The sequence below is a fragment of the Bacillus sp. JJ864 genome (assembly GCF_036963045.1).
GTDB lineage: Bacteria > Bacillota > Bacilli > Bacillales > Bacillaceae_G > Bacillus_A > Bacillus_A pseudomycoides_C.
In genome coordinates this window covers 52,223-76,428 of sequence record NZ_JBALLY010000020.1, presented here as the reverse complement: position 1 = coordinate 76,428, position 24,206 = coordinate 52,223, and the positions used below count along the sequence as shown (strand labels likewise).

Sequence of the window (24,206 nt, the reverse complement as noted above, 5' to 3'; positions counted from 1 at the left end):
ATCCCCCACCTATCTTCATTGATTCTCTCTGAATCTTGAGGTGGGGGTCTTACTGCCCGTTAATGCGGGATAAAGTGAAATTGTATGGAGTGGGAGTTCGCTGAACCACTCTAGATTTTATAGAAAGTGCAAGAGAGTGCTCTTGTACTTTTTATTTTTTTTATAAATACAAATTGGGTATTAGGTCGTGCATAGTAGTGAATGAAATATCATAAAATCCAAATAGTTTTATATATAATGAAGGAAAATGGTGGACTGGTAAATTATTCTATGTAATAATAGAGTTTTAATGTGTTACATAACTGTAAAATAACTGAAATTGTCCGACAAAAGAAAAAGGATTATCGTTTCATTTCCTTGTTTCTCTACAATAAAACACAAGATTAGAACAGAAATGTCAAAAAACTACAAGCGCAATATTACATTTCTTTTACAAAAGCGTAACATTACAAAAAAACATTGGTAATTATGGTATAAATTTATTAGATAAATTCGGGAAAATAAGAAAAAAGAAAGCGGTGTAGAACATAATGAAAAAAATTAAAATCGCATCTTGCGCATTAGCTGCAGGATTTATGATGTTTTCAGTAGTAACACCAAACGCATTTGCTGAAGATGTAAATACACAAATTCAACAACAAAAAGACACTTTACATAAACAACAACAAGAACGTGATGAAATCCAAAAACAAATGGATGAATTAAAGAAGACAGTTCAAGGATTAGATAAGTCTGTTCAAGAGAACGAAGCGAAACTTGCTGAGACGGTAAAGCAAGTAGAAGAAGCGCAAAAAACAATTGAACAAAAAGATAAAGAGATTGCAGATTTACAAACGAAAATTGCACAGCGTGAAGAATTATTGAAGAAGCGCTTAGTTGCTCTTCAAGAGAAGCCAAACACGAACGTTGTAACAGAAGTAGTTGTAAACTCTAAAAGTCTTGCAGATTTAATCGATCGTTTAACTTCTGTTTCACAAATTCTTGAGTCTGACGAAGACATTATGAAAACGCAACAAAATGATCAAGAAAAAGTGAAAAAAGATGTAGCGCTTATTAAAGAAAAACAAAAAGAATTAAAAGATGCACAAGCGAAAATTGAAACTGCGAAAAAAGAACTTGATGCTGAAAAAGCGAAAAAGAAAGCAGCAGTAGATGAGTTAAGCGCAAAAATGCAAACGGTTGTAAGTGGAATGACTAGTACAGAAGGTCAATTAAAAGACTTAGAAAAACAAGCTCTATACTTACAAAGTTTAGCTGAAAAAGCAGCGCAACCAGCACAACAACAACCAGCAAATAATGGTGGCGGACAAGAAAAATCTAAGCCAGGAAAAGAAGTTAAGCCAGAACCTGCTCCTCCTGGTCCTGGTCCAATTGGAAAAGCGCAACAATACCTTGGTATGCCGTATGTTTGGGGTAGCGCAAGCCCGTCTAACGGTGGATTTGACTGCAGTGGATTCATTTCTTACATTTACGGCGTAGGTCGTCAAGATGTAGCTGGATACTGGAATTCTACGTCACACATTAGCGATCCACAACCTGGTGATTTAGTATTCTTCAAAGATACGTATAAAACAGGTCCATCTCATATCGGTATTTATGCTGGTAATGGACAAATGATTCATGCTGGTGATAAGGGAATTGGATATTCTAGCTTGAGCAGTAGTTACAACCAACAACATTTCTTAGGATACGGTAGATTCTAAGATTTATAATCAAATAAAATACGTGTATAAAGTCGATAGCTTACTATTTTAACAGTAGGTTATCGGCTTTTTTGCGTTTTTACAAATTCTTTCTATGTTTTTATAGTAAAAGCAAGGGGGGAGTAAGATGCTAGAAGGTCGTCAGCTATTGCTAGAGGAAGTGTCTGTATCGAAAGAAGAACTGTATCGGTTAGAGCAGGAAGGTTATATTCAATATGAGAAAGGTGTTGTAAAGAAAAACTCTCATTATCTGTGTCAGCGCTGCAGAAATAAGGAGCGGCGACTATTTTTTTTATTTTTATGCTATCGCTGCAATAAGACTTGTACGTATTGCCGGAAGTGTATCATGATGGGAAGGGTGAGTGAGTGTACAGAGCTCGTTCGCTGGACTGGCCCGATCCAAAACGAAGTGATCGCAAATTGTTTGAAGTGGAACGGTCAGTTATCAGAAGGGCAGCAAAAGGCTTCTAGCGGAATTGTTAGGGCGGTACAGCAAAAAGAATCATTTTTCGTCTGGGCTGTATGCGGCGCAGGAAAAACAGAGATGTTATTTCACGGTATCGAAGAAGCTTTGCGCCGGGGAGAGCGTATTTGTATTGCCACGCCGCGGACGGACGTTGTATTGGAACTTTATCCGCGTTTACAAGAAGTGTTTCCATCTGTTTCAAATTGCGCATTATACGGTGGGAGTGATGACTTATCTAAAAATGCGCAGCTTGTTATTTCGACAACGCATCAGCTTCTTCGTTATTATCGGGCGTTTGACGTGATGATTGTGGATGAGATTGATGCCTTTCCTTATTCGATGGATGATACGCTGCAATATGCTGTTCGCTTTGCTAGTAAAGAAAATGCTTCGTTTATTTATTTGACAGCAACGCCGTCTAAAGAGTGGCAAAGAAAGCTCCGTAATGGAAAACAAAACGGTGTGATTATTCCAGCTCGCTATCATCGTTATCCCCTCCCTGTCCCCTTTTTTCGCTGGTGTGGTAATTGGCGAAAATCTATTGAAAAGAAAACGTTACCTGCTATCATTTTGCGGTGGCTCCACATCTATTTAGAAAAACAATATCCTATCTTTCTATTTGTTCCTCATGTTTGTTATGTAGAAGAAATCGTTTCAATTTTAAAATGTATCGATCATCGTATAGAGGGTGTGCATGCGGAAGATGCAAAGCGGAAAGAGAAAGTGGTTTCGTTTCGAAAAGGCGAGATTCCGTTATTAGTGACGACAACGATTTTAGAGCGCGGCGTTACCGTTTCGAATTTACAAGTGGCAGTGTTAGGGGCAGAAGAGCAAGTGTTTTCAGAAAGTGCACTCGTTCAAATTGCGGGACGAGCAGGGCGTAGTCGTCATGCGCCTTCTGGAGATGTTATTTATTTTCATTACGGTAAGACAGAGGCGATGGTTGCGGCGCAAAAACAAATTCAAATGATGAATAAACGAGCGAAGCAAGAAGGGTTAGTTGACTAATGCATTGCCTTCTTTGCGACGATGTTGTTTCTGCTTTGCCAAGCTGGTTTTCTTTTTTTGTTGAACAAGATAAGAGATTTGTATGCACGTACTGTGAACAAAAATTTTCCCGTATTACAGGGGATATTTGTGCGGATTGCGGGAGAATGTTTCAATGTCTAGTGGATGAATATAAAGAAGGGGACTATTGTCACGATTGTTTACGCTGGAGGCAAGATCCGTATTTTCGGCATGTATATGTCAAAAATCGCTCTGTCTATGTATATAACGATTGGATGAAAGAAGTGTTAGCTCGTTTTAAGTTTCGCGGAGATGCTGCTCTTGTGCAACTATTTACTTCTTTGTTTGCCAATGCTTTTCAGCAGCATTTTCCGCATTGTGATTGTATTGTTCCGATTCCGCTTAGCTTATCGCGTCAATATGAACGAGGGTTTAATCAAGCTGAATTATTAGCATCGTGCTTATCGATTCCGGTGATGAAAACATCTTTTATGCGAAGCGATGCAGAGAAGCAAAGTAAGAAAACAAGAGCAGAGAGATTGCAGCGGTCGCGGCCTTTTTATTTTGCGGCGGAAGAGTCTTTTCATGGAAAGGACATTGTCTTAATTGATGACGTGTATACAACTGGTATTACGGTGCGTCAAGCGGCGCAATGTTTCTATGAAAGGGGTGCGAAGAGTGTTTCGTCTTTGACGTTATGTCGCTGACTTTTTATTTGAAGTCTTCTGTACACTGGATAATTGTTTCGCATCTATTTTCTCAACGTGAATTGTTCGCTTTTTAGGAGGTTTTAAAACAGTAAGCAAGAATAGGTTCATCACCATTACGTGTAGTTGCTAAATTGGTGAAAGTGAATAAAACTGAAAATTCTTACTTTTATTTATTAATTAGACAACTACAAATGATGGAATGAACCTCAGCATAACATACTTGTATGGGGGGATTTTAAATTCGATAAGGGGGTCTGTTATGTTTCATAAGTTCAAACGTCTCTTTGCATTATTAACTGTTTGTATTTTCATTTCATGGTCTTTTCCTATTTCATCTGTTTTTGCTAGTTCTGTACAAATGTCTGGCGGGATATTTCCGCCATCAGAATCCTTTACTCCTGGAAGTTGGTTTTTAGGGGCAACTCCTGAGGCAAGTTCGAATAAACCGCCAATCGTTTTTGTGCAAGGAAAGAACGGGAATGCTAAAGATTGGTATGGTGAAACGGTTTATCACGGTATGAATGATATGTATAACAAAGCCTATAATGCAGGGTATCAAACTGTTTTTGTTCAGTTGTATGATGCGGCTGGAAAAGGTTCAGCAAGTGAGTGGGATAATGGGCGTTTGCTCGCTTCTATGCTGGAGCAAATTTATAATCATTTTGGGAAGAAGGTGAATATTGTTGCGCATAGTAAAGGCGGACCAGATACGCAAGCAGCGCTTATTCATTACGGTGCCAACCGTTTCGTTGGAAATGTAGTGACGCTTGCCTCGCCGCATTATGGATCGAATTTAGCAGACTTAGCGTATAGCTGGTGGGCAGGCTGGCTTGCTTCTTTACTAGGGCAACAGGATGCGGGCACGTACTCTTTGCAGACAGGGGAAATGGCGCAGTTTCGTAACATAACGGATAGTAATCCGAGCGCTAAGTTGAACCGGTATTATACAGTGGCGGGAACAAGTTGGGGACCGGCCTTCTCTGCATTGTCCGTGGGCGGGCTTTACCTCTCTTGGTATGGTGCTAACGATGGGTTAGTTAACGAATGGAGTACGAAACTGCCTTATGGGAAACATCTATTCACAGATTCTAGTCTTGATCATGATAGCATTCGGATGGGATCAGCTGTATTTTCGCGGATTGAGCCTTATTTGCATGGTACGTCGCCATCTCCTTCCATCGTAAACGAAACTGTATTTGAAGAATCACAAAGAAACCTGGCTGTTAATGCGAATCAAACTGTGCTTGGAGGAACGCTCCCGGCAAATAGCTGGGCGGAACAAACCTTTGCGGTGGAAACTGTAACAGATGGAAGTGTTTCTGTATTGACGGCAAATCCAAATGTGCAAATACAACTTATCGCTCCATCTGGTAAGGTGTACACAAATCAAAGTAGTAAAGCGACAATTGGAGAAGAATATGCTTATTTTAACGGAGCGACGATTCGAACATTCACAATCGATCAAATGGAAGAAGGCGAGTGGCGTTTAAAAATGATGTCACAGACAAAGGATGATGCGTATTTAATGCTTGCTAATTATAAACAAGCTGCACCGTTTACGTTAGAAATGCCAGGTAAAGTGAAACAAAACAAAGCAGAATTTAAGTTAACGAAATCCCAAAAGCGCTCCTTGCAGCAAGAAAACGTATCCTTTGATGTGCACGTTGTAGATCGGGATGGGAAGTTAGTTTCACAATCTAATAAACTGCAAAAAGAGGATGCATCTACATTTACTGGGAAGTTGCCGAATGTTGAAAAATCAGGTGTGTATAACGTAACGATCGATATTAAGGGGAAAAATAAAGAAGGAAAAGCATATACTCGGACCATTGTGCGTTCTGTGTATATTGAGAAATAAGATATGTCGAAAGGTACAATAAAAAGACGATAAGTCTTCTTTGACTTTCCGTTTTCTAATTCGTTATAGTCAAAGTATGGGGCAATGCCTTTATTTTAGATTGAAGGGAATGGAACAATCATGCAAGGAAAAGTAAAATGGTTTAATTCAGAAAAAGGTTTTGGGTTTATCGAGCGTGATGGCGGAGAGGATGTTTTCGTTCATTTTTCTGCGATTCAGGACGATGGATATAAAACGTTAGAAGAAGGACAAAAAGTGAAATTTGAGATTGTAGACGGCGCGCGTGGTCCACAAGCGGCAAACGTTGTAAAGTTATAATCATTTTATTTGAGAAACATGGTGCGCTATAAGGACCAGCGTTTCACATAAGAGAACCTCCGTTGCATAGCTAACGGAGGTTTTATTATAAAGAAAACGTTGTCAAAAAGTTGTAGCAATTTTGTAACCGATTCTTCACACCTACATACAGTAAACATGATGTGAATAGGATAAAATAAGAGTAGGAAAGATAATACATTTTCTTTTCTACAAAAATCGATAAAAAAATATCGATTTTATCAAATTTTTTTAAAATGTAGGAAGGGTTTTTGATTCCTTTGTCGAAAACCTTATACATAGGCTTGAAAGGAGGAGTTCATCTATGAAATTCAACATTCGCGGTGAAAATATTGAAGTAACTCCAGCATTAAAGGAATATGTAGAGAAAAAGTTAAGTAAGTTAGAACGCTATTTCGATACTTTTCCAGAAATTAAGGTAAACTTAAAAGTATACTCTGACAAGCAAAGGGTGGAAGTAACAATCCCGTTTCCAGATTTATTACTTCGCGCTGAAGAAACAAATGGCGATATGTACGCTGCTATTGATTTAGTAGTAGATAAACTGGAAAGACAAATTCGTAAACATAAAACAAAAGTAAATCGTAAGTTACGTGAAAAAGGCTCTGTAAAAGCAATGTTGATTCTTCCAGATCAACCAGCTGTGCAAGAAGAGGTTGCTGAAGATGATTTAGAGCTTGTTCGTACAAAACGATTTGACTTAAAACCAATGGATGTAGAAGAAGCGATTTTACAAATGGATATGTTAGGTCATAACTTCTTCGTCTTTACAAATTCAGAAACAAATGAAACAAATGTTGTATATGGCCGTAAAGATGGAAAATATGGTTTAATTGAAACTAAATAATCATATAAAGGAAAACGCAGCTGTCATGGCTGCGTTTTTTTAGGTTGTATAGGAATGTGAGTAAACCGTTGCTTTGCTTTCCCATAGATGCAAAGATGCATTTAGTCGATTTGTTGTCATACATATAAAACAAGTGTTACAATTGTCAGTAGGTTTACACTTTTTTAGTAGGCGAAAGAATTCTATTTTTTATACAAACATGAAATTGAGTGTTATTAGCGACCAATCAGTGAAAGGAAAAAGACACTGATGGGAGTTTTATTTTAATAAAAGAGGAGCGTATTCTCATGATCGGTATTTTAAAAAAGGTGTTTGATACAAATGAACGTCAAGTAAAACGTATGCAAAAAACCGTGGATAAAATAGAAGCATTAGCAGATCAAATGTCACCACTGACAGATGAACAGTTAAAAGGAAAAACAGTAGAGTTTAAAGAGCGATTAACAAAAGGTGAAACAGTAGATGATTTGTTGCCAGAAGCTTTTGCTGTTGTGCGTGAAGCTGCAACACGTGTGCTTGGTATGCGTCCATACCCTGTTCAGTTAATGGGTGGTATTGCACTGCATGAAGGGAATATCTCTGAGATGAAAACAGGGGAAGGTAAAACGTTAACTTCTACTTTACCAGTATACTTAAATGCTCTTACAGGAAAAGGTGTTCACGTTGTTACAGTCAATGAATATTTAGCACAGCGTGACGCAGGTGAAATGGGACAACTGCATGAGTTCCTTGGTTTAACAGTTGGTATCAATTTAAATCATATGTCACGAGAAGAGAAGCAAACTGCGTATGCTGCTGATATTACGTACAGCACGAATAATGAGCTTGGATTCGACTATTTACGTGATAACATGGTGCTTTATAAAGAGCAGTGTGTACAGCGTTCACTGAACTTTGCCATCATCGATGAAGTAGACTCCATTTTAGTTGATGAAGCACGTACACCGCTTATTATTTCTGGACAAGCGCAAAAATCTGCAGAATTATATATATTTGCGAATGCATTTGTGCGTACGCTAACAAATGAAAAAGAATATACATTTGATGTGAAAACGAAAAATGTTATGTTGACAGAAGAAGGGATTAACAAAGCAGAAAAATCGTTCCACATTGAAAACTTATTTGATTTAAAACATGTAGCGCTTCTTCACCACATTAATCAAGCGCTTCGTGCTCACGTTGTCATGCAGCGTGATACAGATTATGTTGTGCAAGAGGGCGAAATCGTAATTGTTGACCAATTTACAGGTCGTCTTATGAAAGGTCGCCGCTACAGCGAAGGATTGCATCAAGCGATTGAGGCAAAAGAAGGCGTAGAAATTCAAAATGAAAGTATGACGCTTGCGACAATCACATTCCAAAACTACTTCCGTATGTATGAGAAGCTTTCTGGGATGACGGGTACAGCGAAAACAGAAGAAGAAGAATTCCGTAACATTTATAATATGCATGTTATTGTGATTCCGACGAATAAGCCAATTGTTCGTGACGACCGTGCAGATTTAATTTTTAAAACGATGGAAGGGAAATTTAACGCCGTTGTAAATGATATTGTTGAGCGTCATAAAAAAGGACAACCTGTTCTTGTTGGTACAGTAGCAATTGAAACGTCTGAGTTAATTTCGAAGATGTTAACGAGAAAAGGTGTACGTCATAATGTCTTAAACGCGAAAAACCATGCGCGCGAAGCAGAAATTGTTGCTGAAGCAGGTTATCAAGGTGCGGTGACAATCGCAACGAACATGGCTGGACGTGGTACAGATATTAAACTTGCAGAAGGCGTGTGTGAAATCGGCGGTTTAGCTGTTATCGGTACAGAGCGTCATGAAAGCCGACGCATCGATAATCAGCTGCGCGGTCGTTCTGGACGTCAAGGGGATCCAGGGGTGACACAGTTCTACCTATCAATGGAGGATGAACTGATGCGTCGTTTTGGTGCTGATAATATGAAAGCGATGATGGATCGTTTAGGTATGGATGATACACAGCCAATCGAAAGTAAAATGGTATCTCGTGCTGTTGAATCTGCACAAAAACGAGTAGAAGGTAATAACTACGATGCGCGTAAGCAGCTTCTTCAATACGACGATGTACTTCGTCAGCAGCGTGAAGTTATTTACAAGCAGCGTCAAGATGTAATGGAATCAGAGAATCTGCGCGGCATTATTGAAGGAATGATGCATTCTACAGTAGAGCGTGCGGTAGCTCTTCATACGCAAGAGGAATTAGAAGAAGAGTGGAACATTGCTGGTCTTGTTGAGTACTTAAATTCAACTCTTCTACAAGACGGTGATGTGAAAGAAGAAGAATTACGCCGCTTAGCGACAGAAGAAATGATCGATAGCATCTTTGCGAAAGTGAAAGCACGCTACGACGAGAAGGAAGCGCAAATGCCGGAAGCACAAATACGTGAATTTGAAAAAGTAGTTGTATTCCGCGTTGTAGACTCGAAATGGATGGATCACATCGATGCAATGGATCACTTACGTGAAGGTATTCATTTACGCGCGTACGGTCAAATTGATCCACTTCGCGAGTATCAAATGGAAGGCTTTGCGATGTTTGAAGCGATGATTGCTTCTATTGAAGAAGAAATTTCTCGTTACATTATGAAGGCGGAAATCGAACAAAACTTAGAACGTCAAGAAGTAGCGCAAGGAGAAGCAGTTCATCCGACAGATGGCGACGAACCTGCAAAGAAAAAACCAGTCGTAAAAAATGACCAAACAGGCCGCAACGACTTATGCACATGTGGCAGCGGAAAAAAATACAAAACCTGCTGTGGAATCGGGAAATAATAAAGAAAAGCGGAAGCGGCTCGTTTAGAATGGGAGGGGGATGGAGCTCCTGACAGAGAGGCGTATTGTGCCTCGGAGGAAGGCGCGAAGCCACCAGCCATTCTAGCCGCAGGAGCTGGACAATAAAGAAAAGCGGAGCCGACTCGTTTAGAATGTTTTTCTCATGGATGGAATTTTTTAATAAACATTCATATAATAACAAGAGATGAACTCTCTCTCGCAAAAGCAGAGAGGGTTTGCCTTGTTGCTTGGGTAAAGTAGTGAAGGGCTTACCGCTCTTTCGTATGGAATAAATGAAGTAATTACATAGAGGTGACAAAAATGGAATTAGTAGAAATTAGACAAGAACTAGAGAAAATGGCTAAGAGATTAGCGGCGTTTAGGGGGTCTCTTTGACCTCCCTGGAAAAGAAAAGCGAATCGCAGAATTAGAAGGAATTATGATGGGTGCAAGCTTTTGGGATGATCAAAGGAGTGCGCAAACAGTCATTAATGAAGCGAATGCTTTAAAAGATATGGCTGGTAAGTTTAACACGCTTAACGAAACGTTTGAAAATCTGGAAGTAACGCATGAACTTGTGAAAGAAGAATACGATGAAGAATTGCATGCGGAGCTTGAAGATGAAGTAAAAACTTTATCTTCAGATATGAACGAATACGAACTTCAGTTATTACTAAATGAAGAGCACGACAAGAATAATGCTATTTTAGAGTTGCATCCAGGTGCAGGCGGAACAGAATCACAAGATTGGGGTTCTATGCTGCTTCGTATGTATACGCGCTGGGCGGAAAAACGCGGCTTTAAAGTTGAAACGTTAGATTACCTACCTGGCGACGAAGCTGGGATTAAAAGCGTTACGTTATTAATTAAAGGACATAATGCTTACGGCTATTTAAAAGCAGAAAAAGGCGTACATCGTCTTGTGCGTATTTCACCATTCGATTCATCTGGCCGTCGTCACACGTCTTTCGTATCTTGTGAAGTGGTACCAGAGTTTAACGATGATATTGAAATTGAAGTGCGTACGGAAGATTTGAAAATAGATACGTACCGTGCGAGCGGAGCAGGTGGACAGCATATTAATACAACTGACTCAGCTGTTCGTATTACACATATTCCGACAAATGTCGTAGTAACATGTCAATCTGAGCGTTCCCAAATTAAAAACCGTGAACATGCAATGAAAATGTTGAAAGCGAAACTATACCAACAAAAATTAGAAGAACAACAAGCAGAGCTTGATGAAATTCGCGGTGAACAAAAAGAAATTGGATGGGGAAGTCAAATTCGTTCATACGTATTCCATCCATACTCTCTTGTGAAAGATCATCGTACAAATACAGAGATCGGGAATGTTCAAGCGGTTATGGACGGAGAAATTGATGCATTTATTGATGCATATTTACGTTCCCGCATTTCGTAAATAAAAAAATGCCAACAGGGCGTTGGCGCATACGTGAGAAAATGCGAAGCATACCTTCTATCTAGAGGGAGAGAAAGAGGAGAGAAGTTGCATCGCAACTTCTCTTTTTGGTGGGTGTAGTTGTAGCATACAAGCCGTATATTACTTTGTAAAAAGTAGAAAATAATAAAATGCTGTATGTGATAGAACAAAAAATAGAGTGCATTTTGGAGTCTTTATACTATATAAATACAAATTGAAAAACCGACATAAAAATCTTTTCTTTTTAGATAGGCGAGAGCATCTGGCCGTGCATAGAAACGGTCAGGGCCTTTAAAAGGGAGGAAGGCGAGTGCAGACTATGCTTTATTCTGCATAGCGGTGATGTATATGTTGCAAAATCAAAATGGGCTTATATAAAAAGCCTTTCGTTTTTGCACTCTATCATTTTGTTCACGAAATTGAAACAATTGCTGATAAACCTTGAGCCTGCAAGAGATGACTATTATTTAGGATAATGTTGGGTGTGCAGGTAAGTTTTGAAATTGCAGGGAAATCATTATAATGCTATTGAGAGATCAATTCATAGTGGGGAGCGATATAGATGAAGAAGAAGTTATTGACGATTGTATTAGGCGCATCGTTAGCCCTTACAGTAGGAGCATGTGGAAAAAAAGAAGAAAGTAAACCTTCAAGCTCTGGTCAAGGAGCAAGTGCTGATAGCGCTGAGAAAGTATTCCAAAAAAGCTGTGCAGGTTGCCACGGTAATGACTTACAAGGATTATCTGGACCAGCGTTACAAAAAGTAGGCGGAAAGTACGGGAAAGAAGATATTGAAAAAATTATCACGAAAGGCCGCGGCGCTATGCCAGCTGGTCTAATCCAAGGCGAAGATGCGAAAAAAGTAGCAGAATGGCTAGCTGAGAAGAAGTGAAAAAGAAAAGCGGAGCCGGCTTGCTCAGAATCGCAGGGCGTTGGAGCTCTCGACCGAGAGAGCGAAACGACCGGAGATTCTAGCCGGAGGAGCTAGACAGAAAGAAAAGCTGAGCTGAATTATTCAGAATCTCATCATGAAATATCAACAAATAAGACCTTTTTGTGTGACAACATGAGGTCTTATTTGTTTGGGTTATGTCGTATATTTCGTGCCGTGTAACATAACTGTAACAAACTTGTATCCGAATTTAAAAGCGAATAATGGTACAATGTAGGGCGTAGTGCCTTTTTGTAGAATTTTGCAGAAAAAGTTTTACATATTTAGAAGATGAAATAGTGAAAAACATGAAAACGACCGAAGATTTTAACAACTATAGTTAAACATCGAAGAATAAAAAGTGTCGAAAAAATCATTAGTATTGGGTGATAAATAATGATAACAATGACGAATGTTTATAAGGAGTATCCAAATGGCATGAAAGCCGTTGATGGACTCACAGTAAAAATTAAGCAAGGTGAATTCGTGTATGTAGTAGGACCGAGTGGAGCCGGGAAATCTACATTTATTAAAATGATGTATCGTGAAGAAAAACCAACTACAGGATCTATTAATGTAAATGGTTTAGTAATTGAATCTTTAGCAGAGCGTGACGTACCATATTTCCGTCGTCAGCTAGGCGTAATTTTCCAAGATTTTAAGTTGCTTCCGAAGTCAACTGTATATGAGAATGTTGCGTTTGCTTTAGAAGTTATCGAAGAAGAACGAGGCGTGATTCGTGAGCGTGTTACGGAAGTATTAAAGCTTGTAGGTCTTGAAGATCGTGCTGATGCATTGCCAAATGAGCTTTCTGGTGGGGAACAACAACGTATTGCAATTGCAAGAGCAATCGTGAATCGTCCGAAAGTTGTAATTGCTGATGAACCAACAGGTAACCTTGATATGGATACAGCGATGGATATTATGAATATTTTTAAGCGCATTAATGAACGCGGTACAACGATTATTATGGCGACGCATAATGCGGATATTGTAAATACAATTCGTCATCGTGTAATTGCAATTGAAGGTGGAAAAATTGTTCGAGACGAGATTGAGGGAGGATACGGATATGAAGATTAAAACCCTTGGTCGCCATTTACGAGAAGGTGTCAAAAATTTATCCCGTAACGGATGGATGACATTTGCCTCTGTAAGTGCAGTAACAGTTACATTACTGCTTGTAGGTGTCTTTTTAACAGCGATTATGAATATGAACCATGTTGCGACGAAAGTAGAGCAAGATGTAGAAATTCGTGTACACATTGATCCGGCAGCTAAGAAAGAGGATCAAAAAAAATTAAAAGAGGATATTTCCAAGATTTCGAAAGTCGATTCTGTTAAATATTCTTCTAAAGACACAGAGCTAAAAAAATTGATTAAAAGTTTAGGCGATAGCGGGAAAACATTTGAGCTATTTGAGCAAGATAACCCGTTAAAAGACGTATATGTTGTAAAAGCGAAAGAACCAACTGATACAGCTAGTATCGCAAAGAAAATTGCAAAAATGCAATTTGTAAATAAGGTACAATACGGACAAGGTGAAGTAGAAAAACTATTTGAAACAGTAAAAACTGGCCGTAATATCGGGATTATCTTAATTGCTGGTCTGTTATTCACAGCGATGTTCTTAATCTCTAATACAATTAAAATTACAATCTATGCACGAAGCACTGAAATTGAAATTATGAAACTTGTTGGGGCAACAAACTGGTTTATTCGTTGGCCATTCTTATTAGAAGGATTATTCCTAGGTGTACTAGGTTCAATCATTCCAATCATTATGATTATGACTTCATATAATTCAATTCAAGCTATGTTTAATGAGAAATTTGCAGGAACAATTTTTGAATTGCTTCCATACAGCCCGTTCGTTTTCGAGCTATCTGGCTTATTAATGCTAATTGGTGCATTAATTGGTATGTGGGGAAGCGTTATGTCAGTCCGTCGTTTCTTAAAAATATAAGTGTAAAAAGTTGCAAACATATTTCGTACAAGCTTATCATATAGTAGAAATAGTTAAAGGCATCGCACAGTGTGTGATGCCTTTTCATACACCATTGTGTGTTCGGAAAGGGGAATTCCGCATTGAAACGTAGAGTTGCGATTATAGGAATGGTTGTAGCGTTTTTCATTGGCGCTGGCGGAATGTTTGCGGGTATATATTGGCTTGGCGGCCCTTATATGGCGCAATCTATTACAGGGAAAAATGCCAATGTAAAACAAGAGGATTTGGAAAAAATTCGTGAAGCGTATGCATTAATTGATTCACGTTATGTTGAGGAAGTGAAGGATGACAAGCTAGTTGAAGGGGCTATTCAAGGGATGCTTGCAACGCTGAAAGATCCATACTCTACATACATGGATAAGAAAACAGCGACGCAATTTGAGCAATCGCTTGATCCAGAGCTAGAAGGAATTGGTGCTGAAGTAAATAAAACGGATGAGAAATTAATCATTGTGTCACCGATTAAAGATTCTCCAGCAGAAAAGGCAGGTCTGAAACCGAACGATCAAATTTTAACAGTTGATGGGAATGGTGTGAAAGACTTATCCCGCGAGGAAGCAGTTATGAAAATTCGCGGAAAAAAAGGGACAACAGTTACGCTTGAAGTGAAGCGTTCAGGAGTTACTGATCCGTTAACATTTAAAATTAAGCGTGATAAAATCCCGATTTTCACTGTATTTAGTTCTGTGAAGAAAGAGAATGGAAAGGATATTGGATATATACAAATTACATCATTCTCTGAAAAAACAGCGAAAGAATTTAAAGATCAGTTGAAAGAGCTTGAAAAGAAAAATATACAAGGGCTTGTTATTGATGTGCGCGGAAATCCAGGCGGCTATTTAACAAGTGTTGAAGACATTTTAAAAGAAATTATGACAGATAGAAAACCAATGCTTCAAGTCGAACAGCGAAATGGCGAGAAGCAAAAGTTCTATACATCGTTAAAAGAAAGAAAACCGTATCCAATCTCTGTATTAGTTGATAAAGGTAGTGCCTCTGCTTCTGAAATTTTAGCAGGAGCGTTAAAAGAAGGAGAAGGCTATCCTCTTATTGGTGAGAAAACATTTGGAAAAGGTACTGTTCAGCAAGCTGTACCGTTTACAGATGGCAGTAATATTAAACTGACAATGTTTAAATGGCTAACACCAGAAGGCAATTGGATTCATAAAAAAGGAATTGAGCCAACGGTTGAAGTGAAGCAGCCTGATTACTACTATGCAACGCCAATTCAAATTGAAAAAACGTTGTCTTACAATGATAACGATGAGCAAGTGAAGCATGCACAAGAGATGTTAAAGAGTCTTGGATATGAGCCAGGTCGTGAAGATGGCTATTTTAGTAAAGAAACAGAAGCAGCTGTGAAAGCATTCCAAAATACAAACAGTATGGATGCAACGGGTAAACTTGATAAAAAGACCGCAGAGACAATCCAAAATAAAATTGTTGAAAAAATCCGTTCTGGTGAAAACGATATGCAGCTTCAAGCAGCACTGAAATTAATGGCGAAATAAGAAAAGATGCCGGGGGTTCCCCGGCATCTTTTCTATATACAGGTCCATCACCAAAAGACGGGGGTGACATATAAGATGTACACTCCACTCCGAGTGGACGCTTTCCGCAGGCGAGAGCGAGCCTCCTCGGCAAGCCTGCGGGGTCTCACTTTCCTCGCTATTCCCGCAGGAGTCGCCACTCTCCATTCCGTGTACTAAAAATGATTTATTTTCAAAAATTCAACTCCATGTTACGGTGATGAACCTGTATAAATCCATTTTGGCTTTTTAACAGATAAGTCGTTGCTATGCAGAATACAACATGTCAGCTACTGGCCTGCTCCTTTTGTTTAAAACCTGGCATGTGGCAGGAAAAGGCCCTGACCGCTCCTATGTGCGGCCAGACGCTCTCGCCCTTCCCTAAAAAGAAAAGGGTTTTTATATTTGTATTTATATATGTTTTCGACGCGATAAGTACAATGTTCTGTATATTTTTCATGTGTTAAACAAACGTTTGATTAATTGTGATAAGATAAAATGAAACGGAGTAAATCTTATATAAAGCAATATGTACGGGAAGAAATGAAATATCTTAAAAATGGTGGTGAATCGTTTCGTGGAGACTTGGTTATCAGAAATTTTGAAGGCAATCGTGCGTTTTTTAACGCATCCTGCTTTGTATGTTTTCTTTATAAGTAGTTTTTTTGTTGGATATTTACGAGTATTACGAGAACGGAAAGATTTTTCTTTTAAGGTGTATGATGTTTGGTATGAACTACGTACATCTATATTTGCAGGAATTGGTTTAGGACTCATTTTATCTTTGATTACAGTTGGAACAGGACTAATCGTATCACAAGCAAGTGTGATTATAATGGCGATTTGGACGGTATCGTTTGCTATGATTGCTCAGTATAGATACTTATCACCTGCATATACGTTAGGAATTGCCATTGCAGCAACGGTATTATCTTCAAAAATCCCATTCTCTTTCTTACAACTTCAAGAAGGAGAAGAGAACAGCGTTGTATCATTAGCGATTTTACTTGGGCTTATGTTAGTTGTAGAAGGTTTACTTATTTCTAAAAATGCTGCAAACTACTCAACTCCGAAATTACGAAAAGGAAAACGCGGTTTAAATATTGGACTCCATGAATCAAATAGATTATGGTTAGTGCCGTTATTCGTTCTTATACCAGGTGATGCTTTAACGCAGTTTGTATCTTGGTGGCCGGTAGTCTCTGTTGGATCGCAAAAGTTTTCTTTATTCTTAATCCCGTTCTTAGTTGGATTTACGAGAACAGTTAAAAGCTTTGAGCCAAAAGGAGCATTGTTATTTACAGGACGCCGCGTATTTGGACTAGCTGCAGTTGTCCTTTTATTAGGAATAGCGAGTTATTGGTGGCATACATTAGCAATTGTCGCTATGGGAGCAGCAATGCTTGGACGACTGACAATTGCTGTGCGAGAGCGTTTGGAAGATGAACGGCGACCTGCATACTTTTCTTCTCGTGATAATGGTCTAGTTGTACTAGGTACAATTCCAGGTACAGCCGGAGAGGAACTAGATTTGAAACCAGGGGAAATCATCGTGAAAGTGAACGGGATCGTTCCAACAACTGTGGATGGGTTCTACAATGCACTGCAAGCAAGATCAACAGGTGCTTTTTGTAAAATGGAAGTTGTTGATACGAACGGCGAGCTTCGCCTTGTGCAACATGCAATTTATGAAGGAGAGCATCACGAACTTGGGATTGTTTTTGTAGAACAAGAACGTCAGTGGGATACGGAAGTTGGTTGATGTTGTTAAAAGAATAGCATATAAAAACGCATCTAAAGTTAGATGCGTTTTTGTGTGCTTATTTTTTTGTAAGTTTTATTATGTCATATATAATTGACAAAAAAATACAAAGGAGTCTTGTATTTGAATAATGTTCGAAAGTATCGAAAGCAAGAAGGGTTTTCCCAGTTGGAGTTAGCTAAAAAAGTCAATGTTGCTAGACAAACAATCAATTTAAAGAAGTTGTATTAAAGAATAAAAATATAATATATTATGTTTCTTGAAAATGTCATTGAAATGTCTTTACACGTTGTAGTACAACAAAATGAATTATGCTATGATGTGAACAAATATAAGCTATCTATCGGAGGGATTTACATGCCGCATGTTGTGTTTCGTGGAATTACGACTGAACAATTAAAGAGCATAAGCAAGCCATTAGTAGAAGAGCTCGCAGTGATTTGTGAGTGTGGTACGGATAATTTTACGTTGGAACTACCAAGTTCTACATCTGTATTCAACGGAGAAGAAGTAGAGGCATTTCCTCTTATTGAAGTAAAATGGTTCGAGCGTGGGCAGGAAATTCGCGATCGATTTGCTAAGGCTATTACTACATATTTAATGGATTTTGGACTTCCTGAAGTAGAGGTTGTGTTTACTGTTTTCACAGAATCAGCGTATTATATTAATGGAAAACATTGTGCAAATTGAAGTTAGTTAGATTAGGGTGTAGATACTGAAAAAATTGTTTGTGCGATGTGATTTCATGAAATAGGGTACCATACAGATGGGACTACAAGTTTCTATGCATAGGAGGAGATAGGGTATGATCGTTACAACAACTTCTGTTATTCAAGGAAAAGAAATTGAAGAGTATATTGATATTGTAAACGGTGAAGCAATTATGGGTGCTAACATCGTTCGTGATTTATTTGCTTCTGTTCGTGACATTGTCGGCGGACGTTCTGGTGCTTATGAAAGTAAGTTAAAAGAAGCACGTGATATTGCGATGGAAGAAATGAAAAGTCTTGCAGCGCAAAAAGGTGCAAACGCAATTGTTGGCATTGATGTTGATTATGAAGTAGTTCGTGAAGGCATGTTAATGGTGGCTGTAAGCGGAACTGCAGTTAAAGTTCGATAAGAGAATGATTTTTGTGAACCCTTTCTCAACTAAGAGAAGGGGTTCTTTTCGTATGGACTTTAAGTTGTCTTTTCAGCGAAATCGTTTAGACTAATAGAGAGGTGAAAACGAATGAAAGAGAAGGTTTCAAGTACGAAATGGTTCGGACTTGCTGTGCAATCATTATTGGTACTAGCGGATTATGATGGTATTTGTCCTAGTGCAATTATGGCTGAAAAGTTAGGAACAAAGCCACTCTTTTTAAGAAAAATCCTTACTCATTTAGTTAAAGCAGAACCGATTGCAGCGAAAGAAGGACGAGATGGCGGTTATTATTTAGCTAGATCTGCAAATGAAATTACATTAGTAGAAGTTTATGATGCGATAAGAGCAGACCCGTATTCAAAAGGATTCCTTGATGTAGATGGGAAAGAGTGTTTTTCTCCTTCTACATGTTCAGCGTTATATGAATTAAGAGATGAAATGGAAAGATGGCTTGTCGATGGGCTGGCAAAGAAAAAGCTAGCTGATTTACTTCCGAAAGAATGAATAAAACGGAACTGTAGTTTTCGTTTTATTTTTTTAACATTAACTGTTCTTGACAAAGGAACAGTTAAGGGGAGAAAAATAATGTCAGCAAAAAAATCTGCAGCAGAAGAGTATTTAAATAAAATCCATGAGCTTAATACTCATACGGAAGCTCCAAAAGAAATTACGGACACAGATTTCTTTACTATCGCTAAAGAGCGCCAATCTATACGTCATTACGATCCTCACTTTAAAATGGATGAAAATGATATTCGTGAAATTTTAGAGGTAGCAACATTAGCTCCGTCATCGTCAAACTTACAATCATGGAGATTTCTTGTTGTGCAAGATGAAGCAGCGAAAGAAGAATTATTACCAATCGCAAACAACCAAAAACAAATTGTCGATGCTTCTATTGTTATTGCTGTTTTAGGAGATAAACAGGCCTATAAAAATGCTGAGAAAATTTACGGAGAAGTAGTAAAAAAAGGCAGAATGACAGAAGAAACGAAGAATTTCTATGTCAATTCAATTATTGAAAACTATGGGGAATTCTCTAACGAACAAGCTACTCGCGTGGCGATGATTGATGGTGGTTTAGTAGCGATGCAGCTTATGTTGGCGGCAAAAGCAAAAGGTTTTGATACTGTACCGATTGGCGGTTTCCATCCGCAGAAATTTGTAGAAGCTTTTCATGTTCCAGAAAATCTTGAACCTGTTATGTTAATTTGTGTAGGGAAAGCAGTGCAGGCTGGATTTGAAAAAGTTCGTCTTCCGCTTGATGATGTCTTAACTTGGAATAAATTTTAATCGGAAGAAAAAAGGGAGGCTGACCTGGGTCAGCCTCCTTTAGTGTGCTTGGCATGTCTAATGTTGTCGAAGGGTCTTTATCCCGCATTAACGGGCAGTAAAGGCTGGGGAAGCACGGGGAAGAAAACTGCCCGTAAAAGCCCGATTGGTTCAACTAACCATCAGTGAGAAAAACGTCACTGATGGAAGTTTCACTTTATATTGTGTCGAAGCGCCGATATATTAGAGGACAGATTTTTTACATTCTTGAATTTGACACAGCAATTACTCATATTCGTTTTCAAGAGCGTTAACATCATCATGACGTCCTGGCATCGAAATGCGTCCGATTACTTCGGTTAATTTTGTTTGCAGACGCAGTAGTTCTTGCTCTGCTGGATTAATAGAAGATTGTTCAGTTCGTTTCGTATACTGCTCGTAATTGCCTTGAAAGATCCGCGGTTCGTCTTCATCTAGGTGTAAAATGTGGTCGGCAATTTTATGAACAAATGTGCGGTCGTGACTAATGAATAACACAGTCCCAGGATAATCTTTTAGCATGTGCTCTAGTTCTTCTTGAGTGGCGAGGTCTAAATAGTTTGTCGGCTCATCAAGAAGAAGCATATTGTAGTCTCCTAAGAAGATTTTTGCTAGTGCGACCTTTACACGTTCGCCGCCGCTTAAGACGTTTACTCGTTTATAAACATCTTCTCTTCGAAACAGTAAGCGGGCGAGAATTGTTCGTACGAACGCTTCGTCATAACGCGTTTCTTCCATCACGTTTTGTAAAACGGTTTTGTCGTTTTGCAAAATAGCTAATGTTTGTTCAAAGTAACCAATTTTACAGCTTTTTGAAAGCTGAATTCCTCGTTCCTTTGTTTGAATCATATGAAATAGCGTTGTTTTTCCGCTTCCATTTTTTCCGAGAATAGCAAGATTTGCACCTGGCGTTATACTCCCATTTATATTGTTAAAAAGGGTGCGGCTCCCGATTTTTTTCGTAACCTTATTAAATTGCACAGCCGTTTTACTATGAATGGGTGCATGGTATTGTACATCAAACTTTGTATACGCAATTTCTTTTGGTTTTTCTTTCTTTTCTAATTTCTCTAATCTTGTTTCTAGTGCTTTGGCGGTTTTTTGGACATTGCCTTGGCTATAAGCTGCTCCCGATTTGTATAGTCTAGATTCAGAAGAACTAAAGCTTGATCGGATTTTTGTCATACCGGAAGCCCGCTGTTGTCTGCTAGCGATTGCTGTTTCTAAGCGCTGTTTTTCTTTCGTATACTTTTCGTATTCTGATTGCTGATGCTGCCTTTGCTGCTGTTTTTGCTCCCGGTAGCTTGTGTAATTTCCTTTATATTCACGAACGGTACCATCTTCAATTTCGATCATCTTTGTACAAATGGCGTCTAATAAGGCGCGGTCATGAGAAATTAAAATAATCGCTCCTTTATAAGATTGTAGTGCCTGCTCTAGTTGTTCTGTGCCATGCATATCAAGATGACTTGTTGGTTCATCAGCAAATAAGATAGCTGCTTCTTGTTCAAGAGCGTGAGCAATTTTTAAACGTCCGCGTTCGCCGCCGCTCATGTTCGTTGTGACGTGAGAAATACCCCATTGTCCTTTTGCAAGAGACGAGGCTGTTTCCAATGTTTCCTCATGGAACTGTGGAATGATGGCAATCGAACCGTAATGAGTAATCGTTCCGCCATCAGGTTCTATTTCCTTACTTAATATTTGTAATAGCGTTGATTTCCCGGCGCCGTTTACACCGACAATTCCAATGCGATCATGGGCGTGGATATCAAGTGCTTGTAATGTAAATAAAGTGCGGTCACCAAAGCTTTTTTCAATGTTTCGTGCTGTTAAAATGGTCATAAAAAAACCTCCCTAGTTTCACTAGAGAGGATAGATTTCACCCGTAGTATGTAAAAAGAGATGCACAAAAAAACTGTACACGTATTTTACATGTTCCTGTCAAAAGAAAGTTATCGACAAAAGGGCAGACTAATCCTCTTCTAGTTTTCATCATTTTGTTTCACTATTTGTGATGGATGAATAAAAAAGAGAATTAGAACTTCATTGGCCGATGTACCTTCCTTTCATAATTTCATATTTATTGTATGCATGTTGATGTGCATTTGTCAAATCATTCTGTTAATTTACCTTGAAAATTTGATTGTATAGTTTAGCTTTTTCCAGCGCTTCCGTGTCATTCATAATCTCTTCTGGTGCATTGGCATATCCAATAATATAACCTTCAAAATAAGCACCGACAAAGTCAAAAATGTATTGAAACTGTGCAATGAGCGGAAGTGCTTTTAACTTTGGATTGTCGCCGCCGACAATGACAACATACATTTTCTTACCTTTCATACGGTCTTTAAAATGTAGAGATGTATCCCGCAAGCTTTGCGACCAGCGATCGACAAAGTTTTTCATATATCCACTCATGCCGTACCAATAAAGCGGCGTTGCGAAGACAATAGTATCATGCTCAAGCATTCGTTTGACGATGCCTTCGTAATCATCATCAATTGGTTGAAAGCCCTCGGCATCGTGGCGCTGGTCTGTAATGGGCTTGATGGTATGATTGCGTAAATATACTTCTTCAGTTTGGACGCCTTCTAATAGCATATGCGTTAATTGTTCTGTATTCCCATTTGAACGTGAACTGCCATGTAAAACGAACATCGTATATCAATTCCTTTCTTTTAACAACTTAATGTGTTTTTGTAAATTCGCTTCGATATGAGAAAGTAACGAAATCTGCTTTTGTACTTCCGCAAGCTTATCCTCGTAAAGTGTGATGATACTGCTGCATGGGTTATCGTATAAGTACGGTTCTATTTCTAAACAGCGCAGCATTCTGGCTGTTTCTTCTAAGTTTAAACCGAGCTGTAAATACATTTGAATAAGCTTTACTTGTTCAATCGTTGTTTCATCAAAATCACGATAGCCATTTGCGAGTCGTTTTGAAGCTAGTAAGCCTTTTTCCTCGTAATGCCGTAGTGACCGTTCGCTTACGCCTGTACGTTTCGATAATTCTCCGATGCGCAAAACTATCACTCCTTCTTTCTTTATTGTAAACCTTCACATTAGTGTAAAGGTCAATGCTGTTGATTCGCGAAGTTTTGCACATGATCTAAAAATACTTGAATCGCTTTAGAAGGAATAAAATATTTTCCTCGTACAATGGAGAACGGACGCATGAGTTTTTCGTTTGGCACAGGTATGTGACATACTTCACCAGCTTGCAATTCTTTACGTACCGTCCAGTCTGATAAAATGGCAATTCCGAGTCCAGCAGCAACGGCTTCTTTTACACTTTGAATGCTGCTAAATGTGAAGTAACGTTTCATTTTTAAATGGTGGTCGTGAATAAAGCGGTCGCTGTAAGCTCTCGTTCCTGAACCGGTTTCACGGAGCACCCATACTTGGTCTTGCAACATGTTTGTTTGAATCGGGCTTGTCAGTGTCAGAGGATGATTTGGCGGAACGACGAGCTTCATTTCATCCTCCATAAATGATTCTACGTCTACATCTGTGTAGATGACTTGCCCTTCTACTAAGCCAATGTCAAGTTGATTCGAGCGAACCCTTTGTAATACCTCTTCTGTATTTGAGATAAAGGTGTGAACTTCAACATGCGGATGTTCCTTTGCGTAGTTTGCTAATATTTTCGGAAGAAGGTATTCTCCGATTGTAAAACTAGCGCCGATGCGCAGTGTCCCTGTAACGATATTATGAAGTTCATTAATTTCTTGTTTTGCTTCTTCATACAGTGTAAGCATTTGTTTTGCATGTATGTATAAAATGTTTCCCGCCTCTGTGACTTGGACATGTTTCGGTGAGCGCTGAATGAGCGTTGTGCCGAATTCATTTTCTAAATTGCGAATGTGCATACTTACACCTGGCTGAGAAAGGTTCAACATTTCGGCAGCTCTTGAAAAATGCTTTTGTTCTACGACTGTTACAAAAATTTTTAAAATGTCCGTGTTTATGAGACTCATTCCTTTCGTTTTTAAAATTTTAGCGTAACTACTCAGCCATACATTTTATTTAGAAATTTGGTAAGGGGTATGATTCCAGTGAAAATACGCCTCTTATTACCTATAGAAAGTTATGTTCATTTTTCAGCATATAGATTACTGCTCGTTAATGCGGGGGAAAAATGAACCTACACCTTGCTGCCTTTCTTTGTTTTAAAACTTTGCGCGTGGCAGGAAAAGGCCCTGACCGCTCCTATACATAGCCAGTCCCTCCCTGGCCATTTAAAATAATGCTTTTCTGCCTTTTTTTCATAGAGTGACTGAGTAGCTACATTTTATCATAAGTTTCCTTGATGATTGAAATAGCATATTGGTATTAAACTTATGATTAAAAT

General features: G+C 38.8%; 21 protein-coding genes and 1 pseudogene. 18 read left to right on the top strand and 4 right to left on the bottom strand.

Features of this window, described 5'->3' with window-relative positions; translation table 11 throughout:
- Positions 1-530 precede the first annotated feature (530 nt).
- The 18 genes and pseudogenes from V7024_RS04405 (at position 531) to V7024_RS04320 (ending at position 19,837) form a co-directional block, all read left to right on the top strand.
- Positions 531-1,703: a C40 family peptidase gene (locus tag V7024_RS04405; RefSeq protein WP_335516182.1), complete on the top strand. Its 1,173-nt coding sequence runs from the start codon at positions 531-533 to the stop codon at positions 1,701-1,703.
- A gap of 127 nt (positions 1,704-1,830) precedes the next feature.
- Complete coding sequence (locus V7024_RS04400) at positions 1,831-3,177, top strand: DEAD/DEAH box helicase (protein ID WP_335516180.1); 1,347 nt, start codon at positions 1,831-1,833, stop codon at positions 3,175-3,177.
- Positions 3,177-3,884 (top strand): ComF family protein, encoded by a 708-nt coding sequence (locus tag V7024_RS04395; RefSeq protein ID WP_335516178.1) that lies wholly within the window; start codon positions 3,177-3,179, stop codon positions 3,882-3,884. Before V7024_RS04400 ends, V7024_RS04395 begins: the two co-directional genes overlap by 1 nt.
- A 262-nt stretch (positions 3,885-4,146) precedes the next feature.
- Positions 4,147-5,745, top strand: coding sequence for an esterase/lipase family protein (locus tag V7024_RS04390; RefSeq protein ID WP_335516176.1), 1,599 nt, complete (start codon positions 4,147-4,149; stop codon positions 5,743-5,745).
- A gap of 117 nt (positions 5,746-5,862) precedes the next feature.
- Positions 5,863-6,063, top strand: coding sequence for a cold-shock protein (locus tag V7024_RS04385; RefSeq protein WP_335516409.1), 201 nt, complete (start codon positions 5,863-5,865; stop codon positions 6,061-6,063).
- Positions 6,064-6,385: 322 nt separating this feature from the next.
- The gene (gene hpf, locus V7024_RS04380; protein ID WP_335516173.1) at positions 6,386-6,928 is read left to right on the top strand and encodes a ribosome hibernation-promoting factor, HPF/YfiA family; all 543 of its coding nucleotides are present in this window, start codon (positions 6,386-6,388) and stop codon (positions 6,926-6,928) included.
- Between the two features lie 287 nt (positions 6,929-7,215).
- On the top strand, positions 7,216-9,726 hold the full coding sequence (gene secA / locus V7024_RS04375; protein WP_335516170.1) for a preprotein translocase subunit SecA: 2,511 nt from the start codon (positions 7,216-7,218) through the stop codon (positions 9,724-9,726).
- 321 nt (positions 9,727-10,047) lie between these two features.
- Positions 10,048-11,149 (top strand): peptide chain release factor 2 gene (gene prfB / locus V7024_RS04370; protein WP_335516168.1). Its coding sequence is split into 2 segments (ribosomal slippage): positions 10,048-10,119 and positions 10,121-11,149, totalling 1,101 coding nucleotides; the frame shifts between segments, so codons are not numbered across the junction.
- Positions 11,150-11,732: 583 nt separating this feature from the next.
- Positions 11,733-12,062, top strand: coding sequence for a cytochrome c551 (cccB, locus tag V7024_RS04365; RefSeq protein ID WP_335516165.1), 330 nt, complete (start codon positions 11,733-11,735; stop codon positions 12,060-12,062).
- Between the two features lie 435 nt (positions 12,063-12,497).
- A complete protein-coding gene (gene ftsE / locus V7024_RS04360) occupies positions 12,498-13,184 on the top strand; it encodes a cell division ATP-binding protein FtsE (RefSeq protein ID WP_335516162.1) in 687 nt (228 codons plus the stop codon).
- The gene (gene ftsX / locus V7024_RS04355) at positions 13,174-14,067 is read left to right on the top strand and encodes a permease-like cell division protein FtsX (protein ID WP_335516160.1); all 894 of its coding nucleotides are present in this window, start codon (positions 13,174-13,176) and stop codon (positions 14,065-14,067) included. The genes ftsE and ftsX overlap by 11 nt, the downstream gene beginning before the upstream one ends.
- Positions 14,068-14,189: 122 nt before the next feature.
- Positions 14,190-15,620: a S41 family peptidase gene (locus V7024_RS04350; protein WP_335516157.1), complete on the top strand. Its 1,431-nt coding sequence runs from the start codon at positions 14,190-14,192 to the stop codon at positions 15,618-15,620.
- A 577-nt stretch (positions 15,621-16,197) separates the two neighbouring features.
- Positions 16,198-17,400: a PDZ domain-containing protein gene (locus V7024_RS04345; RefSeq protein WP_335516154.1), complete on the top strand. Its 1,203-nt coding sequence runs from the start codon at positions 16,198-16,200 to the stop codon at positions 17,398-17,400.
- Between the two features lie 123 nt (positions 17,401-17,523).
- Positions 17,524-17,616, top strand: a pseudogene (locus V7024_RS04340) (helix-turn-helix transcriptional regulator); the annotation flags it as partial.
- Between the two features lie 141 nt (positions 17,617-17,757).
- On the top strand, positions 17,758-18,090 hold the full coding sequence (locus V7024_RS04335; RefSeq protein ID WP_335516407.1) for a DUF1904 family protein: 333 nt from the start codon (positions 17,758-17,760) through the stop codon (positions 18,088-18,090).
- A gap of 115 nt (positions 18,091-18,205) precedes the next feature.
- Entirely contained in the window at positions 18,206-18,520 is a 315-nt protein-coding gene (locus tag V7024_RS04330; protein ID WP_035430504.1) for a heavy metal-binding domain-containing protein, read from the top strand.
- Positions 18,521-18,631: 111 nt separating this feature from the next.
- Positions 18,632-19,048: an RrF2 family transcriptional regulator gene (locus V7024_RS04325; RefSeq protein WP_335516150.1), complete on the top strand. Its 417-nt coding sequence runs from the start codon at positions 18,632-18,634 to the stop codon at positions 19,046-19,048.
- Between the two features lie 81 nt (positions 19,049-19,129).
- The gene (locus V7024_RS04320; protein WP_335516147.1) at positions 19,130-19,837 is read left to right on the top strand and encodes a nitroreductase family protein; all 708 of its coding nucleotides are present in this window, start codon (positions 19,130-19,132) and stop codon (positions 19,835-19,837) included.
- Between the two features lie 264 nt (positions 19,838-20,101).
- On the opposite strand, the gene abc-f is transcribed toward V7024_RS04320, so the two are convergent.
- The 4 genes from abc-f to V7024_RS04300 all read right to left on the bottom strand — a co-directional run bounded on the left by abc-f (position 20,102) and on the right by V7024_RS04300 (position 23,823).
- Positions 20,102-21,697 (bottom strand): ribosomal protection-like ABC-F family protein, encoded by a 1,596-nt coding sequence (abc-f, locus tag V7024_RS04315; protein ID WP_335516145.1) that lies wholly within the window; start codon positions 21,695-21,697, stop codon positions 20,102-20,104.
- Positions 21,698-21,976: 279 nt separating this feature from the next.
- On the bottom strand, positions 21,977-22,513 hold the full coding sequence (locus V7024_RS04310; protein ID WP_335516141.1) for a flavodoxin family protein: 537 nt from the start codon (positions 22,511-22,513) through the stop codon (positions 21,977-21,979).
- Positions 22,514-22,519: 6 nt separating this feature from the next.
- A complete protein-coding gene (locus V7024_RS04305; protein WP_335516140.1) occupies positions 22,520-22,879 on the bottom strand; it encodes a MerR family transcriptional regulator in 360 nt (119 codons plus the stop codon).
- 50 nt (positions 22,880-22,929) lie between these two features.
- Positions 22,930-23,823 carry a LysR family transcriptional regulator gene (locus tag V7024_RS04300; protein WP_335516403.1) on the bottom strand — a complete coding sequence of 298 codons (894 nt, stop codon included), beginning with the start codon at positions 23,821-23,823 and terminating at the stop codon, positions 22,930-22,932.
- Positions 23,824-24,206: the final 383 nt, after the last annotated feature.

Coding starts and splice junctions, on each gene's coding strand:
- ftsX (WP_335516160.1), top strand. CDS start 13,174: ATGAAGATTAAAACCCTTGGTCGCCATTTACGAGAAGGTGTCAAAAAT.
- V7024_RS04330 (WP_035430504.1), top strand. CDS start 18,206: ATGATCGTTACAACAACTTCTGTTATTCAAGGAAAAGAAATTGAAGAG.
- V7024_RS04310 (WP_335516141.1), bottom strand. CDS start 22,513: ATGTTCGTTTTACATGGCAGTTCACGTTCAAATGGGAATACAGAACAA.
- V7024_RS04400 (WP_335516180.1), top strand. CDS start 1,831: ATGCTAGAAGGTCGTCAGCTATTGCTAGAGGAAGTGTCTGTATCGAAA.
- hpf (WP_335516173.1), top strand. CDS start 6,386: ATGAAATTCAACATTCGCGGTGAAAATATTGAAGTAACTCCAGCATTA.
- V7024_RS04395 (WP_335516178.1), top strand. CDS start 3,177: ATGCATTGCCTTCTTTGCGACGATGTTGTTTCTGCTTTGCCAAGCTGG.
- V7024_RS04345 (WP_335516154.1), top strand. CDS start 16,198: ATGGTGGTGAATCGTTTCGTGGAGACTTGGTTATCAGAAATTTTGAAG.
- cccB (WP_335516165.1), top strand. CDS start 11,733: ATGAAGAAGAAGTTATTGACGATTGTATTAGGCGCATCGTTAGCCCTT.
- V7024_RS04405 (WP_335516182.1), top strand. CDS start 531: ATGAAAAAAATTAAAATCGCATCTTGCGCATTAGCTGCAGGATTTATG.
- V7024_RS04325 (WP_335516150.1), top strand. CDS start 18,632: ATGAAAGAGAAGGTTTCAAGTACGAAATGGTTCGGACTTGCTGTGCAA.
- secA (WP_335516170.1), top strand. CDS start 7,216: ATGATCGGTATTTTAAAAAAGGTGTTTGATACAAATGAACGTCAAGTA.
- ftsE (WP_335516162.1), top strand. CDS start 12,498: ATGATAACAATGACGAATGTTTATAAGGAGTATCCAAATGGCATGAAA.
- V7024_RS04390 (WP_335516176.1), top strand. CDS start 4,147: ATGTTTCATAAGTTCAAACGTCTCTTTGCATTATTAACTGTTTGTATT.
- abc-f (WP_335516145.1), bottom strand. CDS start 21,697: ATGACCATTTTAACAGCACGAAACATTGAAAAAAGCTTTGGTGACCGC.
- V7024_RS04320 (WP_335516147.1), top strand. CDS start 19,130: ATGTCAGCAAAAAAATCTGCAGCAGAAGAGTATTTAAATAAAATCCAT.
- V7024_RS04335 (WP_335516407.1), top strand. CDS start 17,758: ATGCCGCATGTTGTGTTTCGTGGAATTACGACTGAACAATTAAAGAGC.